18 protein-coding genes are annotated in these 16,359 nt (G+C 63.1%); 7 read left to right on the forward strand and 11 right to left on the reverse strand.

All coding sequences use genetic code 11. The features are described 5' to 3' along the window. Genes LB568_RS14225 through LB568_RS14235 form a run of 3 tightly spaced genes read left to right on the forward strand, consistent with a single transcriptional unit; the run spans position 1 to position 3,270 of the window. Positions 1-789: an ATP-binding cassette domain-containing protein gene (locus tag LB568_RS14225; RefSeq protein WP_224730462.1), complete on the forward strand. Its 789-nt coding sequence runs from the start codon at positions 1-3 to the stop codon at positions 787-789. After that, entirely contained in the window at positions 786-1,745 is a 960-nt protein-coding gene (locus LB568_RS14230; RefSeq protein ID WP_224730463.1) for a cyclase family protein, read from the forward strand. Before LB568_RS14225 ends, LB568_RS14230 begins: the two co-directional genes overlap by 4 nt. Before the next feature lie 16 nt (positions 1,746-1,761). Further along, on the forward strand, positions 1,762-3,270 hold the full coding sequence (locus tag LB568_RS14235; protein WP_224730464.1) for an amidase: 1,509 nt from the start codon (positions 1,762-1,764) through the stop codon (positions 3,268-3,270). 19 nt (positions 3,271-3,289) lie between these two features. Here LB568_RS14235 and LB568_RS14240 read toward each other — a convergent pair whose 3' ends face one another. From LB568_RS14240 to LB568_RS14250, 3 genes are all read right to left on the reverse strand, one after another. After that, entirely contained in the window at positions 3,290-4,558 is a 1,269-nt protein-coding gene (locus tag LB568_RS14240) for an ROK family protein (protein ID WP_224730465.1), read from the reverse strand. A gap of 170 nt (positions 4,559-4,728) precedes the next feature. Next, complete coding sequence (locus LB568_RS14245; RefSeq protein WP_224730466.1) at positions 4,729-5,325, reverse strand: glutathione S-transferase; 597 nt, start codon at positions 5,323-5,325, stop codon at positions 4,729-4,731. 419 nt (positions 5,326-5,744) lie between these two features. Next, a complete protein-coding gene (locus LB568_RS14250; RefSeq protein ID WP_013896268.1) occupies positions 5,745-6,203 on the reverse strand; it encodes a hypothetical protein in 459 nt (152 codons plus the stop codon). Between the two features lie 589 nt (positions 6,204-6,792). Here LB568_RS14250 and LB568_RS14255 point away from each other — a divergent pair. Then, positions 6,793-7,131, forward strand: coding sequence for a transcriptional regulator (locus LB568_RS14255; RefSeq protein ID WP_224730467.1), 339 nt, complete (start codon positions 6,793-6,795; stop codon positions 7,129-7,131). A 79-nt stretch (positions 7,132-7,210) separates the two neighbouring features. Here LB568_RS14255 and LB568_RS14260 read toward each other — a convergent pair whose 3' ends face one another. The 6 genes from LB568_RS14260 to LB568_RS14285 all read right to left on the reverse strand — a co-directional run bounded on the left by LB568_RS14260 (position 7,211) and on the right by LB568_RS14285 (position 11,468). Beyond that, on the reverse strand, positions 7,211-8,047 hold the full coding sequence (locus tag LB568_RS14260; protein ID WP_224730468.1) for a DMT family transporter: 837 nt from the start codon (positions 8,045-8,047) through the stop codon (positions 7,211-7,213). Continuing rightward, positions 8,044-8,625: a TetR/AcrR family transcriptional regulator gene (locus LB568_RS14265; protein WP_013896273.1), complete on the reverse strand. Its 582-nt coding sequence runs from the start codon at positions 8,623-8,625 to the stop codon at positions 8,044-8,046. Before LB568_RS14265 ends, LB568_RS14260 begins: the two co-directional genes overlap by 4 nt. Positions 8,626-8,762: 137 nt before the next feature. Next, entirely contained in the window at positions 8,763-9,218 is a 456-nt protein-coding gene (locus LB568_RS14270) for a hypothetical protein (RefSeq protein ID WP_013896274.1), read from the reverse strand. Positions 9,219-9,315: 97 nt separating this feature from the next. Then, positions 9,316-10,164 carry a 23S rRNA (adenine(2030)-N(6))-methyltransferase RlmJ gene (locus tag LB568_RS14275; protein WP_224730469.1) on the reverse strand — a complete coding sequence of 283 codons (849 nt, stop codon included), beginning with the start codon at positions 10,162-10,164 and terminating at the stop codon, positions 9,316-9,318. Continuing rightward, positions 10,161-10,772 carry a hypothetical protein gene (locus LB568_RS14280; RefSeq protein ID WP_224730470.1) on the reverse strand — a complete coding sequence of 204 codons (612 nt, stop codon included), beginning with the start codon at positions 10,770-10,772 and terminating at the stop codon, positions 10,161-10,163. Before LB568_RS14280 ends, LB568_RS14275 begins: the two co-directional genes overlap by 4 nt. Then, the gene (locus LB568_RS14285; RefSeq protein ID WP_224730471.1) at positions 10,773-11,468 is read right to left on the reverse strand and encodes a TetR/AcrR family transcriptional regulator; all 696 of its coding nucleotides are present in this window, start codon (positions 11,466-11,468) and stop codon (positions 10,773-10,775) included. An 86-nt stretch (positions 11,469-11,554) separates the two neighbouring features. Between LB568_RS14285 and LB568_RS14290 the strand changes: the two genes are divergently transcribed. The 3 genes from LB568_RS14290 (at position 11,555) to galE (ending at position 14,921) form a co-directional block, all read left to right on the forward strand. Continuing rightward, entirely contained in the window at positions 11,555-12,025 is a 471-nt protein-coding gene (locus tag LB568_RS14290; protein WP_140571807.1) for a carboxymuconolactone decarboxylase family protein, read from the forward strand. An 833-nt stretch (positions 12,026-12,858) separates the two neighbouring features. Beyond that, positions 12,859-13,896: a UDP-glucuronic acid decarboxylase family protein gene (locus LB568_RS14295; protein ID WP_224730472.1), complete on the forward strand. Its 1,038-nt coding sequence runs from the start codon at positions 12,859-12,861 to the stop codon at positions 13,894-13,896. Next, positions 13,893-14,921, forward strand: coding sequence for a UDP-glucose 4-epimerase GalE (gene galE / locus LB568_RS14300; protein WP_224730473.1), 1,029 nt, complete (start codon positions 13,893-13,895; stop codon positions 14,919-14,921). The genes LB568_RS14295 and galE overlap by 4 nt, the downstream gene beginning before the upstream one ends. A gap of 1 nt (position 14,922) precedes the next feature. On the opposite strand, the gene LB568_RS14305 is transcribed toward galE, so the two are convergent. Together LB568_RS14305 and LB568_RS14310 are read right to left on the reverse strand one after the other, a co-directional pair. Continuing rightward, on the reverse strand, positions 14,923-15,336 hold the full coding sequence (locus tag LB568_RS14305) for a hypothetical protein (protein WP_224730474.1): 414 nt from the start codon (positions 15,334-15,336) through the stop codon (positions 14,923-14,925). A 287-nt stretch (positions 15,337-15,623) separates the two neighbouring features. Further along, positions 15,624-16,223, reverse strand: a complete 600-nt coding sequence (locus tag LB568_RS14310; protein ID WP_140571813.1) for a DUF995 domain-containing protein — start codon at positions 16,221-16,223, stop codon at positions 15,624-15,626. Positions 16,224-16,359 lie beyond the last annotated feature (136 nt).

Consider the following 16,359-nt stretch of genomic DNA (forward strand, 5'->3'; position numbering starts at 1 on the left):
ATGGCGTGCGAAACGCTGCTCAGCCTGCGCCGCATCTGCCGGAGTTTTGGCGGCATCCAGGCGCTCGACCACGTTTCACTCGATATCGCCAAGGGCGACATCATCGGCCTGGTCGGTGACAACGGCGCCGGCAAATCGACGCTGATCAAGATCCTGGCCGGCGCGCACGACCCGACATCCGGCGACGTGATCCTCGACGGACGGCCGCAAAAGCTGTCGCCGCCGGCCGAGGCGCAACGCCTTGGCATCGAGACGGTCTACCAGGACCTGTCGCTGATCGGCACCTTCACCGCGGCCGAGAATTTCTTCCTCGGCCGCGAACTCGCGATAGGCCGCGGCCCGGCGCTGCTGCGCTGGATCCGCCAGCGATCGATGGGCGACACCGCGATCAAGGGCCTCGATGAATTGCACATCGATATTCCCGGCGTGCGCTCAAAGACGGTCGAGCGTATGTCCGGCGGCCAGCGCCAGCTGGTGGCGATCGCGCGCGGCGCCTTCTGGGGCCACAAGCTGCTGCTGCTCGACGAACCGACGGCAGCGCTCGGCGTGCGCGAATCGCGCGAGGTGCTCGACCTGATCAAGCGGCTGACCGCCAAGGGGCTGACCATCGTCATGGTCACCCACAATCTCGATCACCTCTGGCAGGTCTGCAACCGCGTGGTGGTGATGCGCAGGGGCCGCAAGGCTGCCGACCTTTCGAGTTCCGCCACCAACATGGAAGAGGTCGTCGCCTACATAACCGGCGCCAAAGAGGCGATGCCGGCCGCGGCCATGGAGGCCGGCGCATGAATGCGACCGACACAATGACGCTGCGCCGGCTGCTCGCCGACGCGCCCAAGCGGTGGGGCCGCTGGGGCGCCGATGATGAAATCGGCGCGCTCAACTATCTCACCGCCGAAGAGGTCAAGCGCGGGCTGGCAACGGTGCGGCAAGGCCGCACCTTCACGCTCGGGGTGCCGATCGCAACCCATGAGGGCGACGCGGTGTTTCCCGGGCGCTGGCCGGCCAGGCGCTTCGTGGTCGCCGACAAGGCCGGATTCGAGAACGGCCATTGGCATCCCCTGCCCGGCGGGCTCGAATTCGCCGACGACTACGTCACCGGCTTCGCGCAGGCGGGCACGCATTGCGACGCGCTCGGACATATGTGGTTCGACGACACGCTTTGGAATGGCTTTCCCGCATCGAGCACCAATGGCGGTATGACCAAGGCCGGCATCATGCCGATTGCCGAGCGTGGCATCGTCGGCTGCGGCGTCTTGCTCGACATTGCCCGCTTTCGCGGCAAGCCGGCGCTCGGTCGCGCCGAGACCTTCACCCACCACGATTTGATGGACTGCGCGCGGGCGCAAGGGGTCGAGATCCTGCCGCGCAGCATTCTCCTTATTCGCACCGGCTGGGTCGGCGCGCTGGCGGCGGGGCTTCAGACCGTGGGCGAAAGCTATTGGGAGCCCGGCCTCACCTTCAGCATGGATCTCGTGCGCTGGTTCGAGGCCATGCAGGTTCCCTGCCTGGTCACTGACACGCTGGCCAACGAAACCACCTACGAGCCCGAGACCGGACTGATGTTGGTGCTGCATGCGGCACTGATGCGCAATCTCGGGGTGGTGTTCACCGAGATGGCCGCGCTCGACGCGCTCGCGGCCGATTGCGCGGCGGACCAGCGCTACGAAGGTTTCTACTGCGCCAGTCCGGCCAAGGTGAGCAAGGGCACGGGCGGCTCGGCAAATCCGGTTTTCATCAAATAGACGGGAATGGCTTTCAATGACTTCTGCGGACAACGAACTCTGCTTCCTGCCAGCCACCGAACTGGCCGAGCGCATCCGGCGGCGCGACCTGTCGCCGGTCGAAGTCACCGAGGCTTACCTGCGCCGCATCGAAGCGCGAAACCCGGTCATCAACGCCTACACTCTGGTGCTGGGCGACGAGGCGATGGATGCAGCGCGCATTGCCGAGAAGGAGGTCATGGCCGGTCATGCGCTCGGCCCGCTGCATGGCGTGCCGGTCGGCATCAAGGACCTGGACGACGTCGCCGGCGTGCCGACGTCGATGGCATCACGCGCCGTACACAACCGCGTGCCGCAGACCAGCGCCGTGGCTATCGAGCGCCTGCTCGACGCCGGCGCCATCGTGCTCGGCAAGACCAACACGCCGGAGTTCGGCCACAAGGGCATCACCGACAATCCGCGCTTCGGGCCGACCAGCACGCCCTTTGCGATCGGCTACAATTCCGGCGGCTCGTCGGGCGGCAGCGCCGCGGCGGTGGCCGACGGCATGGCGGCGCTGGCGCAAGGCACCGACGGCGGCGGTTCGGTGCGCATCCCCGCCTCGTTCAGCGGTTGCGTCGGCTTCAAGCCTTCCTTCGGCCGCATCCCTTCGGTGACGCGTCCGGACGGGTTCCTGTGGGGGCATCCGCTGGTCCATATCGGCCCGCTGGCCCGCACCGTTGCCGATGCGGCGCTGATGACCAGCATCATGGCCGGGCCGCATAGCCGCGACCCGCTCAGCCTGCCGAACGATGGCGTCGACTATGTCGGCGCCGCCAGCCGGCCACCGCGGAAACTGCGCGTCGCCTACAGTCCGCGCCTCGGCAATTTTCCGGTCGACGGCCAGGTCGCGAGCGTGATCGCCGATGCAGTCGAAACGATGCGGCAGCATGGCATCGCGGTGGATGAGGTCGAGCTCGATTTCAAGGCCGACCATAAAGAGTTGGCCGCACTTTGGGTGCGCACGATCTCGATCCACTATGCGGCGATCGCCGTCTATTGGAAACAGGAAGGCATCGACCTAATGGGCGAGCATGCCGGCGTGCTTACCCCGCAATTCCTCGCCATGCTGAAGGACGCGCACAAAGTGTCCGCCGTCGAGCACGCGCTCGACGATCTCCTGCGCACCGGCGTCCATGACGGGCTCGAGGACGTGTTTGCGAGCCACGACTTGATCGTCTCGCCGACATTGGCCATTCCACCCGTGAAGAACGGCACCGATGGCAACACGATCGGACCGACCTCCATCAATGGCGAGGCGGTCGATCCGCTGATCGGCTGGTGCATGACCTACCCGATCAACTACACCGGCCATCCGGCGATCTCGGTTCCGGCCGGACTGACGGCACAGGGCCTGCCCGTCGGCATGCAGATCATCGGACGACGCCACGCCGACGAGAGCGTGCTCAATATGGCCGCGCGCTTCGAGCGCATGCGGCCCTGGTTCCAGAGTTATTCGGGGGCTGAAGAGATAGGCGCCCCCGTCCCTTCTCCCCTTCGAGGGTAAAGGGAACGACGGCGCACCTCTAAATCGGCAGCTGCAGCAGCTCGGAGATGACGAGCCCCGCCGCGCCCAGGAGCGCTGCGCCGTCGCCGGCGTCGCCGGCGATGAACTCGATCGCGCCGCCCGGCCGTGAGGGAACCATGGAGCGAACATGGTCGGCGATCGCCGTGAGCAGGCGCTCGCCGCCGAGCACGACATCGCCATGCAGGATGAAGGTGTTGGGCGCCACTGTCTGCTGCAGATTGGCGATGCCTACGGCAACGTTGCGGGCGTAGCGATCGAGCAATTCGGGCGCGCCCGGCAACCGGCGCGTCGCCATGTCGACAAGACGGGCCGAATCGATCAGCTCGGGCTCGGGCAGAGCCGCAAGCCCTGCCTCCCGCCGGAGCCAGCTCAGCGTGGCGATGGTGTCCCAGCAGCCGCGCCGGCCGCAGCGACAGAGTTCGCCGTCGAGCTGCACGAAAGTGTGGCCGAGCTCGCCCCCTGCCCCTGACGTACCGCGGTGGAGATGGCCGTCGAAATAGAGCGCGCCGCCCAGCACCTCGCCGGTGTAGACGACCGCGAACTGTCTCACGCCGCGACCGGCGCCAAACCAGCGGTCGCCGACCAGCAAGGCGCGCGGGTGATGGTCGAGCTTGACCGGCAGGCCAAAGCGATGACCGAGATCGTCAGCCAACGGATAGCGGTCGAGCGAAGGCGCGAGATTGACGGTGATGATCGAGCCGCGATCGGTGTCGACCATGCCGCCAACGGCGACACCGATGCCAAAGGGCGTACGCCGCGCCTTGGCCAGCGTGTCGCCGACGCATTCAGCGATCGTCTCGACAATCGGTGCGACCTGCCCTCTGCCGTCGGGCAGCGTCATCTTGCGCTCCGATTCGATCTTGCCGTCGAGCGTGGCCACGCAGGCATGCACGGCATCCGGCATCAAAAGCACGCCGCAGATGGGGCGAGCCTTCGGCGAGAACCACAAAGGCCGCGCAGGCTTGCCGCCACCTGGATTGGCGGGCATCGGATCGCTTTCAACCAGCACCTGGTCGTCGATCAGCGGCTGCACGATGCCGGAAATGGTCGTGCGGTTGACGCCGGCCAGGCGCGCCAGTTCGGCACGGCTGGTGGGACCGAGATCGAACAGCGCCTGCAGCACACGGCCGCGATTGGTCGAGCCGACCATCGAGGACGACAGCAGCGCCTTGCGCGGCCGTGCCACGCGTTCCGCGCCGGCTTCACCCGGCGCTGTGAACAGGGTGCCGCGCACGCCATTCGGGCTGCTGTCGTTGGTGTCGGTCATCGCAGGGTTTTCACACGGATAGTCCTGGAAATCGTTGTAGCCCAGGAGCTTGCCGGTTTCGAGAACTTTGTGCGAGAAGGCAACAAACCGGTTGCAAGGTCGGCGTGCCTGTGAAGCTGCCAATCTCCCCCTTGTGGTCCCGCAAGGGGGGAGATTGGCTCGTCATCGCGTCAGCCCGGAACCGCGGGCTTCAGTTCCGGGAATTTTTCGTCGAAGCGCGCCGCCCAGCGGGTGAGCCGGCCACGGCCCTTTTCCCATTTCCCGGCAAAGCGCAAGGAGAGATAGCCAAGGCAGGCCCGCAACGCCATCTGCCCGGCGGTGATCTTCTTCGGCAGTTTGGGCGGGTTGGCATTGAGCTGATCGAGAGCAGCCGTGATCTTCGCCCACTGGCGATCGAGCCAGGGCTGATAGACCATCTCCTCGGGCCGGGTGCGGCGCTCATAGACCATCGACAGCGCGCAGTCGCAAATGCCGTCGGCCAATGCCTCCAGCACCTCGGCCTCCAACCGCTTGTCGGGATTGCGCGGGAACAGCGCGTTCTTCGAAATCCGGTTGAGATGCTGGGTGATGGCGCGGCTGTCGTGGATAGAACGGCCATCGTCGAGCACCAGCACCGGAATCTTGCCAAGCGGATTGGCGCCGATCAGGCCGGCCGGCCGGTCCTCGGTCTTGACCGGAACCTGCTCGATTGCGATCCCGGCATAGGCTGCGGCCATCCTTACCTTGGAGCTGTAAGGAGAGGTGGATGCGTAGAGCAGTTTCGGCATGATCGATTTCCTGTTTGCAGACGTCCACTGTCGGCTGACAGGTTCTTGCGATCAACCGCCAGAGCGCGAAAAAATAGCAGCCAGGAATCGGTTGCGGTTCCTGCCCCAAGCATCTCGACAAGCTACGGATTGGTAGGCTGGGAAACGCAGGTGGACGCCGACGGCAGGCTGATGGGACTCATATCTGCGTTCGCGTCTCATAGGTCCCGGGCATTGCATCGGGACCCTCCGCCAAGCGCGGCAAGGAGACAATCAGGCAGGCGAGCGAGGCAGCCAACCGGCGCCTCGCTTTGCTTGCCCTCTGCCCTTCCCCGACGTTCAGCCAACCGGGCTGAAGCCGTTGCCGAGATAGTTCAATCCAGAGCGTCAGAGCGTCCTTGCCGAGTCCCGAAGGACGCGCGACGCCCCAACGGCCCGGTCTACTTCTTGGCCGGAGCCTTCGCCTTCGCAGGCGCTGCCTTGGCCTTCGGCGCGGCTTTCTTCACCGCGGGCTTGGTCGAGGCTGCCGCAGCTTTCATAGCGGGCTTTGCCGCGGCCTTGGCCACAGGCTTCTTCGCCGGTGCCGCCTTCTTGGCCGCGGGTTTTGCCGCTGCCTTGGCCGCGGGTTTTGCCGCCGCCTTGGCCACAGGCTTCTTCGCCGGTGCTGCCTTGGCTGCCGGCTTTGCCGCTGCCTTGGCCGGCGCTGCCTTCTTCACTGCCGGTTTCGCCGCAGCCTTGGCCACGGGCTTCTTCGCCGGCGCCTTCGCCGCGGGCTTTGCCGCCGCCTTCGCAGGCGCTGCTTTCTTCACTGCCGTTGCGGCCTTCGCCGCGACTGCTTTTGCGGGTGCTTTCTTTGCCGGTGCCTTGGATGCCGGCGCTTTAGATGACTGCTTAGCCATGTCATGCCCCTTCACGTTATGCCGATGGCCGTGAATGACCCCGGCGCGCAATGCATATCTGACTCGCGGCTCGCTAGCCAGCGAAGCAATGGTATGATTTCGTCAGCTTAAAGTTTGGTTGAGATCGACACACGATCTCACTCGTCATGGCAAAAATTCGCCGCTGATCTTCAGACATCGCCAGCAATTTGACATCGGCATTCTTCGCACGCACAGAGACCGGTCGTGGCGTGAAGCTTCGAAGATCAACAACCCGCCTCGCGCATCGATCGTCAGCCGCGAAGATCAAGAGCCGCTGCTTCGTCGATACAATCATCTTTGGTGGTTGCACGATCTACGCGGACCGTGAGAGCAATGCGACGACCGATCTGTCCATCACCTTGTCAAGCTTGATTCCATCGCCTCACCTTTTGGTCAATTGACAGACTACTCTGCATGACAGAGTATTCTATGAAAAACAGAAGGCTGTTTCGATGCGGATCGCAGAAGAGGAAACGACGCTGTCGCTGTGGGGAAACGCGGAGATGACGCTCCATGGCGACGGCATCGCCGTCGATGACCCGCGGCCTTGTCACGCCGGAGCCAATTCATGAGCGCCGACGAGGTCATCCATCAAAGCACGCGGCTCAGGATCATGGCCATCCTGCACACGCTGGACAGGCGCGAAGCGCTTGAATTCACCCGATTAAAGGACATGGTCGAAGCCACGCACGGCAATCTCGGCGCGCACATCGAGACTCTTGCAAGGGCCGGCTACGTCGATGTCGAAAAGCTGTTCGTCGAGCGGCGGCCACAAACGCGGGTCTGGGCAACAACGGTCGGGCGGCGCGCCTTTCGCAGTCATGCCGCCTGGCTTCGGGCCATCCTCGACGAAGCGGAACCGGCGGCGGATCGCCCTCAGCGCAGAACGCGGCGGCGCTCGTCGTAGGTCATAGGCGATCGGTCGCGGCCGGCAAACGAGCCGCAGGCGCGGCCGCCGCCCGGTTCGACCGGCACGTCCATTGTCGTCATGGCTGGTAGCCGAGGCAGATGGCGCCGATCGCGACGATGGCGCAAGCGCCGATCCGTCGTGGCGTCAGCGTCTCGCCGAGAAAGAAGCGTCCGATGAAGGCGGCGAAGACGACGCTGGTTTCGCGGATCGCGGTGATGGGCCCGGCCGGCCCGAGCGCGAAGGCGGCGACCACCACGCCATAGGCCAGAAGCGCGAACAAGCCGCCGCCCAGCGCCTTCCAGGTTTCCGGCGCGCGCGGGTCGACGGTGAGCCGGCCACGGCAGGCGACAAATGTCGCCGGCAGCAACGCACCGTAGATCAGCAAGACCCAGGCGGTGTAGGCGCCGGCATTTCCCGCCGTGCGAACGCCGATGGCATCGACCGTTGCATAGGCGGCGATGATCGCTCCCGTTGCCAGCGCATAGAGGATCGATGTCGTGGCCGCCCTGCCTCGCCCGAGCGAAAGACCCATGATGCCGCCACCGACCAGGGCAACGCCTATGGTCTGCGGCATGGTGAGCTGCTGGTTGGCCAGCAGAAATCCGCCGAGCGTGACGAGCAGCGGCACGCTGCCGCGAACGATGGGATAGACCTGCCCGAGTTCGCCATATCTGTAGGCGGCCACCAGAAACGCGCTGTAGCCGACCTGAAGGCCGGCCGAGAGCCCGACATATGGCCAGGCTGATGTGGCCGGAAAGCCGCTGAGGAGCGCGTAGGGGATGGCGAGCGCCGTGCTGGAGAAGCTCATGACGGTGACGGTCCACAACCTGTCGGTTCCGGTTCGCAGGAAAGCGTTCCAGGTTGCGTGCAGGATCGCGGCGAAGAGCGCGAGCCCGACGACCAGCGGGCTCATTGCGGCCTGCGCGAGGCGGCGATGATGCCCAGGGCGGCCTTGCGGGCGTCGCGGATGACGGTATCCGCCTGCCCCATCTGCGCCATCAGCGTCGCACCTTCGATCAGCATCAAAAGTGTCGCCGCCACGCTCTCGGCGCGGCCAGGCGGCATCGCATCCGACAGGATCGCCTGCATGCGTTGCCTCAAGCCGTTCTTCTGCCTGGCGACCGCCTTGAACACCGGGTGCCCGGGATCGCCAAACTCGGCCAGCGCATGCGCGAACAGGCAGCCGTGGAAATCCGGGCTGCGGAACCATCGCCCATGCCAGTCGAAGATCCTGGCGATTTTCTGCTCCGGCGTGATGCCCTCCAGGGCAAGCCGGTCGAGCTGGCGATCAAACCGCCTGGCGCGATAGTCGAGCACCTCGACGATCAGTTCGTCCTTGCTGGGGAAATGGCGATACATCGTCATCTTGGCCACGTCGGCCTCGGCGATGATTCGGTCGATACCGGTGGCATGGAAGCCGGCGCGCTTGAACAGCGCGTAGGCCGTTTCGACGACATGCTGACGTTTGTCGGAAGCTGGCGATGATGTCATGGTGCCTACCAAGTGGTGAGACAGGTCTGTCTCATCCTTATGCGATGGATCGCATTGGCTGTCAACACGGCACGCGAAAGCGCCCGCGGCCGATCAGGCTGCGAGCGCGAAAAGGGATCGCGAAAGGAAGGCTGCGTTCAGCGCAGGACGCGGCAGCGGCCGTTGTAGACCATCCAGCGGTCGAAGCCCGAAACGCAGAATTCGACATTGTCGCCTATCGAAGCGAAGCCCTGCCCTTCCTCGATCAGGTACCAGATGGTCCGGTCACGGCCGTCAGAGAGACTGACGGTGGCGCCGCAATAGCGGCGGCCGATCGGCCAGGTGTCGTTGGCGGGCAGATAGCGGTGCTGGTGGATGCGCCGGAAATCGGTGATCTGCACATCCGGCAGGTGCGGCACGTGATGCACCTGGTAGGAGAAGCGGTGGGTGATCTTGTTCAGCACCCAAGGCTCGCCGCAGACGCCGCCATCGTCGTCGGGATAGACGCCGACAAGGTCGGCCGCCTGCACAGCCTGGGTGACACCGAGGGGTGCGGCGAGCGAAGTGCAGAGCGAAATCAGGGCAGCAAATGCGGATTTGGCGAAGCGAGTCATGACAGCCTCTCAAGGTCGATTGCGCGCACTGTGCGGATTCGCTTGGCGTCGGTCAAGCGGTTGCCGAAACAATGGTTTCCCGGTTCGAAACCTCGACCTATTCCGCGGCCAGCCACTCCAGCGTCCAGTGCGCCGGCTTTGCCACGGCGAGCAATTTGTGGAGTGCCGGCAGCACGGTTCGCAATTCGGCTTCCAGCGTGAAGGGCGGATTGACCACCACCATGCCGCTGCCGTCGAGACTAGGTTCCGATGAGGCCGGCCTGATCTCGAATTCTATGTCGAGGATTTTCGGGATGCCGGATTGCTTCAGCGCTTTCCTGAAGGCGATGATCGCCTTGCGGTCCTTGATCGGGTACCACAGCGCGTAGATGCCGCCAGGCCAGCGCTTGTGCGCCCTTATGAGCCCGTCGACGAGGCGGGCGAACTCGCCCTCTTCCTCGAATGGCGGATCGATGAGCACCAGGCCGCGCTTTTCCTTCGGCGGCACATGCGCCCCGAGCGCCAGCCAACCATCGAGTTCCATCACCCTCACCTGGAAATCGCCGGCGAATTCCGCCTTCAGCCTTGCGGCGTCCTTGGGGTGGAGTTCGATCGCCGACAGCCGGTCCTGCTTACGCAGGAGATTGCGTGCGAGCAGCGGCGAGCCTGGATATTTCTTTACACCGCCTTCGGGATTGAGCGACCGCACCGTCTCCAGGTAGGGCTCCAGCAACGCCGCCGCCCTGGCGTCGAACGAGACGTCGATCAGCCGGCCGATGCCGCCCTTCCACTCGCCGGTCTTCTGCGCTTCGACTGACGACAGATCGTAACGGCCAATGCCGGCATGGGTGTCGACGACGCGAAACGCCTTGTCCTTCTGCTTGAGGTATTCGAGCAGGCGCGTCAGCACGACATGCTTGACGACGTCGGCAAAATTTCCGGCGTGATAGGCGTGACGGTAGTTCACGTGGCCCCCCTGCCCCAGCGCGGCGGTGGCGGTTGCGAGTTCGGATTGTCCGGCCGGCCGCCGCCGGAACGCAAGGACAGCAGGAGGCCGATCAAGCCGACCGCCATCAGGGAGAAGCCGACCGGCCGCGCACGGCTGTCGGTTTCACCGACACCGGAGCGCAAGATCAGGTCGACCGCCCGCATCGGTATGTCCTCGGCATCGCCCGGGCCGACGGTGAAGAGGTAGGAACCGGTGCTGACCGCCGGGATCAGTCCGGCCTCGTCGCGAAAGATCTTGTCGGGCAGTTGCGGACTGGCCTGGCGCGGGTTGTCCACGTGGTTGAACTGCAGCGTCGAGGCGAGCACGGTGCGGCCGTTGGTGGCCGCGGTCAGCGTCAGCACAGTACGCTGCTGCGAAACGATGCTTTCGGCCCTCGCGGTGAGGTCGACAAGCACCCGCACCGGTGCATCGCTGCTCTTCAGCGGCACGGTCTGCGGCCTGAAGCGGCCCTGCTCATAGACCCGCCAGGTGCCGATCTCGCGGCCGGAGAAATTGGTCATCGCCCAGGGATAGATGACGCTGACGCCGGCGCCGGCCAGCAGGATCAGGACAAACAGAAAGCGCATTCAGACAGTCATCTTGCAATCACCCTTGCCGGACGATCGGCTTGCGCTGACACCCTCGCGCAGGCGTTCCATCTCGTCCAGCAGCATGTCAAGGCCGATCTCGAATGTCTTGTCGAAACCAGCGGTGCCGAAATAAGCTCCAGCTCTCATGACGCTGGGAAAATCCTTCGCCAGTCGCTCCTCGCTCACGGTGGTGACGGCCGACGGTCCCTTGGCATAGCCGGCAGTTTCGTCGAGGATCGCGCCCGACAGGTAGTAGCTCGCGGTGCGGAACAGCCGGGCGCTGAGTTCCGGGCCGAAACCGCCTGCCTCGAACAGGCCGATGACGCCGTTCAACATGGCAAGGCACGGCGGCGAATTCATCCGATAGACGACAAGGAACGGCGCGAAGGCCGGATGCTCCGTCGCGATGCGACGAAACTCCTGCATCACGAGACGAATGCTCTCGCGCCACGGCATGCTGCCGTCGGGAATTGCCATCGTGCTGACCTGTCGATCGACAAGCGCCTCATAGAGATGCGCTTGCGAAGGGAAGTGATGATAGATGCTCATCGCCTCGCAGCCGAGGGCGGCCGCGAGCTTGCGCATCGAAAAGCCGGAAAGCCCCTCCCGCTCGATCACTTCGAAGGCCGCGTCCTCGATCATCTCGCGGGACAGCCGCCCGCGCGCTCGCTTTTTTTTGATCGATGAGTCCATGGCGTCGCTTGACAACTTACACTGTAAGGTTCATCTTCCGCGTCACCTTACATCGTAAGGCTAACGAAGACCAGAGGAGAAAAACCATGTCTGCCTATCGCAGTCTTTCATCCGTGCATTCTTCCATCCGCCGTGCGTCCCTGCTCGCCGCTTCGGTCTGCATCCTCTCGCTCGCCACGGCGCCCGTGCACGCCGACGACTATGATGCGACAATCAAGGACATCCAGTCGACCGTGGGCGGCGTGCCCAGCTTCGTGAAGCAGTTTCCGAAATCCGGTCTGCCCGGTGCCTGGGCCGAGGTCAAGGCCATCGAGCTCAGCGACAAGACGGCGCTGCCGCCAAAGGTCAAGTCGCTGATCTCACTGGCGGTGGCGGCGCAGATTCCGTGCACCTACTGCATATGGTCGGACACGCAGGACGCCAAGCGCGCCGGCGCCACCGAAGAAGAGATCCAGGAAGCGGTGGCGATGTCCGCGCTGACCCGCCACTGGAGCACCATCTTCAATGGCATGCAGATCGATTTCGACACGTTCAAGAAGGAAATGGGCGGGCAATAGCCGCCGGCAGGAAGGAAATGGGCGAGCAATAGCCGCCGGCAAGAAGGAAATGGGCGGGCAATAGCCGCTGGCAGGAAGGAAATGGGCGGCCCTGGCATATTCAAACCGAATGGACACTGCTTCCGGGGGCCGATCCGGGACCTGATCGACCAGCGGTTGATGCGCCCTTCTGTTCATCAATGTCCCCGGGGGCGACGAAGCTGAATACAGGCCGTCGCCCGTCGCGGGTATCCGCGACCGGCTCGAGCGGGTCCGCGCAGCAATCTCGCTACGCTCTGAAGATTGACATTTGCCCGACCCGTTTCCATGCAGGTACATTTCCTGGGTTGCACCCAAACCGCCCCACTGGGCAATCCTCTGCAAAGCCTTGATGGCGTCTCGAAAACGGCCTGTCGCATCCGACGAAAATTCCGGACTATCGAGCCAATGCGTTGAATCACAAAGGGATCTATCTGGGCACCCTTGCGGCAAACCCGAAGTCGACACCGGCGTCATGATTAACCATTCGAAAATGAAGATGATTAAGGAATTGCTAATTTAGTTGACTGCGGCCTCCACAGGTATATTTTTGGTGTGTTGGGATGTGCAATTTGGGCGAGCAATCGACGATGATGGCATCAGGCCTGTGATCGCGATTTCGGGGCGCATGGAGTGCTGAGCGGCAGACTATAAGCCGTCGCGGCATCGGCCTTGCAAACTCAGAGAACAATAGGCGCACATCAGTGATGGCGGCTCCGCGGACGCGGAAAGTTTTGTCTCGTTCTTAAGGACGTGGGCGGGCGATGCTTTGTCCTGGCCAGGGTGGTAGCGTGTGCGTTGCGTGAGAGGAAAGCATGAGCAAGGTCATCAAGGTTCTGAAACTTGGTTCCCGGAACGATCAACGCGGTGCCAACCATAGAAGTCGCGCCCTGGTCGCGGGAGGCGCGGGGTTCCTGGGCTCGCATCTGTGCGAACGTCTTTTGCAGGACGGATATGAAGTCGTCGCACTGGATAATTTCCACACCGGGAAGAAACACAACCTCAACGCTCTTCTGCGCGATCCCAAATTCACCTGCATCGAGCACGACATCGTCAATGCACTGCCTTTGGATCTTCGGGTCGACGAGATCTACAACCTTGCCTGCCCCGCCTCGCCGCCGCACTATCAGGCGGATCCAATCCATACCTTCAAGACAAGCGTGCTCGGTTCGCTGAACCTGCTGGAGCTCGCGCGTCGGAACAACGCCAAGATATTCCAGGCCTCGACATCCGAGGTCTATGGCGACCCCCTCGTGCACCCCCAGCCAGAAGGCTATTTCGGCAACGTGAACACGCACGGACCGCGCTCCTGCTACGATGAAGGCAAGCGCTCGGCCGAAACGCTGTTCTTCGACTATTCGAGGACATATGGCCTCGATGTCCGTGTCGCCCGCATCTTCAACACCTACGGTCGGCGCATGCAGCCCGATGACGGGCGCGTCGTCTCGAACTTCATCGTCCAGGCGTTGCGCGGCGAAGACCTTACCGTCTACGGCAGCGGCCTGCAGACACGCTCCTTCTGCTATGCCGACGACCTGATCGAGGGCTTTGTCCGGCTGATGAACGCACCGCGCGCGCCCGCCCACCCGGTCAACCTCGGCAACCCCGGCGAATTCACCATCATGGAACTGGCGACGCTGGTCGTCGCCTATACCAATTCCAGTTCGAAGATCGTGCATCGACCACTGCCTATCGACGACCCCCGGCAGCGCAGGCCGGACATTTCCTTTGCCAGGGACAATCTCGGCTGGCAGCCGCGGATCAGCCTGAGCCAGGGGCTGGCGCATACCGTCGAATATTTTGACACATTGCTCTACGGAAGCCGGCTGACGAAAGAAGCAGCCGTTTCATGAGCCGTCCGCCAATCCTGGTGACAGGTGGGGCGGGCTTCATCGGCAGCCACACCTGCAAGCTGCTGGCCGCGGCCGGCTATCTGCCCGTGGCTTTCGACAATCTGTGCCGGGGCAACGAGAAATCCGTCCTCTGGGGTCCGCTTGTCGTCGGCGATATCCGGGACCGCGATGCGCTGCAGGCGGCGATCGCCGCGCACCGGCCGACGGCCATCATCCATTTCGCGGCATTGGCCTATGTCGGCGAGTCCGTTCAGGAGCCGGCCGACTATTATTCGACCAATGTGATGGGCACCATCGCCGTGCTCAATGCCGCACGCGCGAATTCAATCGAAAACATCATCTTCTCCAGCAGCTGTGCAACCTACGGCGTGCCCGAAGCATTGCCCGTTCGCGAGAGTTCGTCGCAAAATCCGATCAGCCCCTATGGGCGCACCAAGCTGATGGGTGAGCAGATCATTGGCGACTATGCGTCAGCCTACGGAATGAAATTCGCGATCCTGCGCTATTTCAACGCCTGCGGCGCCGATCCCGACGGCGAACTTGGCGAATGGCATTCACCCGAAACGCATCTGGTTCCCAGGGTACTGATGGCCGCATCGGGCATCATCGACGAGATCGAGGTTTTCGGCACCGACTACAACACGTCGGACGGTACGTGCGTGCGCGACTATATCCACGTCAGCGATCTGGCCCGCGCTCATCTGAAAGCGCTCGAATATCTCGAGAGAGGTGGGCAAAGCCTGGCGGTGAACCTCGGCACCGGGCGAGGCGTATCCATCAAGGAGATTGTCCAGACCGTCAGCCGCGTGACGTCAAGACCGGTTCCGGCCGTCTTCAGGGCCCGGCGCCCCGGTGATCCGGCGGAACTCTATGCAGATCCGGGCAATGCACGCGAGCATCTTGGCTTCGTGCCCGAGCTTTCCGATATCGATACCATTGTCAGGACGGCGGCGCCATTCTTCGGACTGGAGACGAAACCCATGGCGCTACCGGCCGAGGCGCCAGCGTTCGCCATCGCCCGATAGATTAGAGATAGCGGGGATGGCAACTTGCGAGTTGGCCAAATCCGCTGGGGCTGCAGATGTAAGGCGAACTGCCTGGGAATGCACCGTCATCGCCCGGATTGAAAGAGACCTTCACAGGCCCTGGCGTGTGAACTTTCATCTGTGGCGGTGATGTAAAAGCGTAGGCATTTTCCGTCGTCCGTATCGCACTCGTCGTCAGGAGCGGAGGATCAATTCTAAACGAATGAACCGTGGACATGGCGTAGACCGGCTTGACCGCGGAATTCCCTCGAACCGAGTGGACCACAGGCTTGATGAAGACCGCATCGGTTTTGGTCGCATCCAGATCCTGACAACCCGAAACCATCGCCACGGCCGCAACAACACACAAATTGTATTTGCCTGGACGAAATGCGCCCATTGCGGAACGGTCCATCACGTATCCCCTCCTATCAAAGCCGACGGCGGGCACGACATTCCATGCTTTCGTCGCTTCACGCCGCATGAGTAGCCACTCGCCACTTACAATCACGCAGAAACATTAGACGACGCTTATTAAACAGACCGTGCAGCAGGCCAGCGTCTCGCTCTTCTTTAGAATTGAATGCAATTAATCGGAGATCGGCGCGCCGGTGACTCCGGCCGTCCTGAAGTCTTACGATAGGTGATTCGCAAGCTCCTTGACAGGCTCAAGGCACCACCGGCTCGATGGCTGAACGCGACCTAATTCTTGGAATCAATCAGCTTGCGGGTCTCTTCGAACTGTGCGCTCTTGGTGTCGCCAACTTCGAATTTCCGGTATTCGTCGGAAGGATCCTCGGGGGTTCGCTTGAACCCATACCATTCCCCATCGGGATCCTTGCGCTGCTCGATGGCCCCGCCCTTGATGCGATGGCTGTAGCAGGTGCGCTGCTGCTTGCCCTTATAGCTCTTGGACCGCCAGGCGAGGTCCATGCACATCTTGCCGTTGTTCATGACCAACCACTTGCCCTCGGCGACGGAGGCTGAATCCTGCCCCGACGTCCAGGCCCGGAGGGGTCGATCGGCCTTTCCGAAATAGGCCGCTCCGTCTTTCCATATCCATGTATGGTCGGCGTAGAGAAGCTGCAATTCAAAGGCTGTCGGAACGGTGACGGTTGCTTCCTCAGGCTTAGAGGTCTTCTCGTTAGCCGCATGAGCGGCTCCCGAAAATGCCAACTGGCCGCAAATGACCAGCAGAGGCGCAAGCCTGGCGCACCTGGCAGACCAGCTGCGTTCCCGATCTCTATTTGTGCGTGGCCGAGGCAATCCGGTGGAAGTCGTCAGCACAATCAGCGATCTCATGTCGTCTCACATCTTGATCCAGCGCGGCAGCAACCCGATGCAGCAACCCGATCATGACCGGGAACGCGCCACAACGGAGCGCTTTCCCATCGAGGCATCGCCAGGTTCCGGGCAGCGCTGTCAGTACCTTGGCATG

Source organism: Mesorhizobium sp. B263B2A, assembly GCF_020165775.1.
GTDB classification, from domain to species: Bacteria; Pseudomonadota; Alphaproteobacteria; order Rhizobiales; family Rhizobiaceae; genus Mesorhizobium; species Mesorhizobium opportunistum.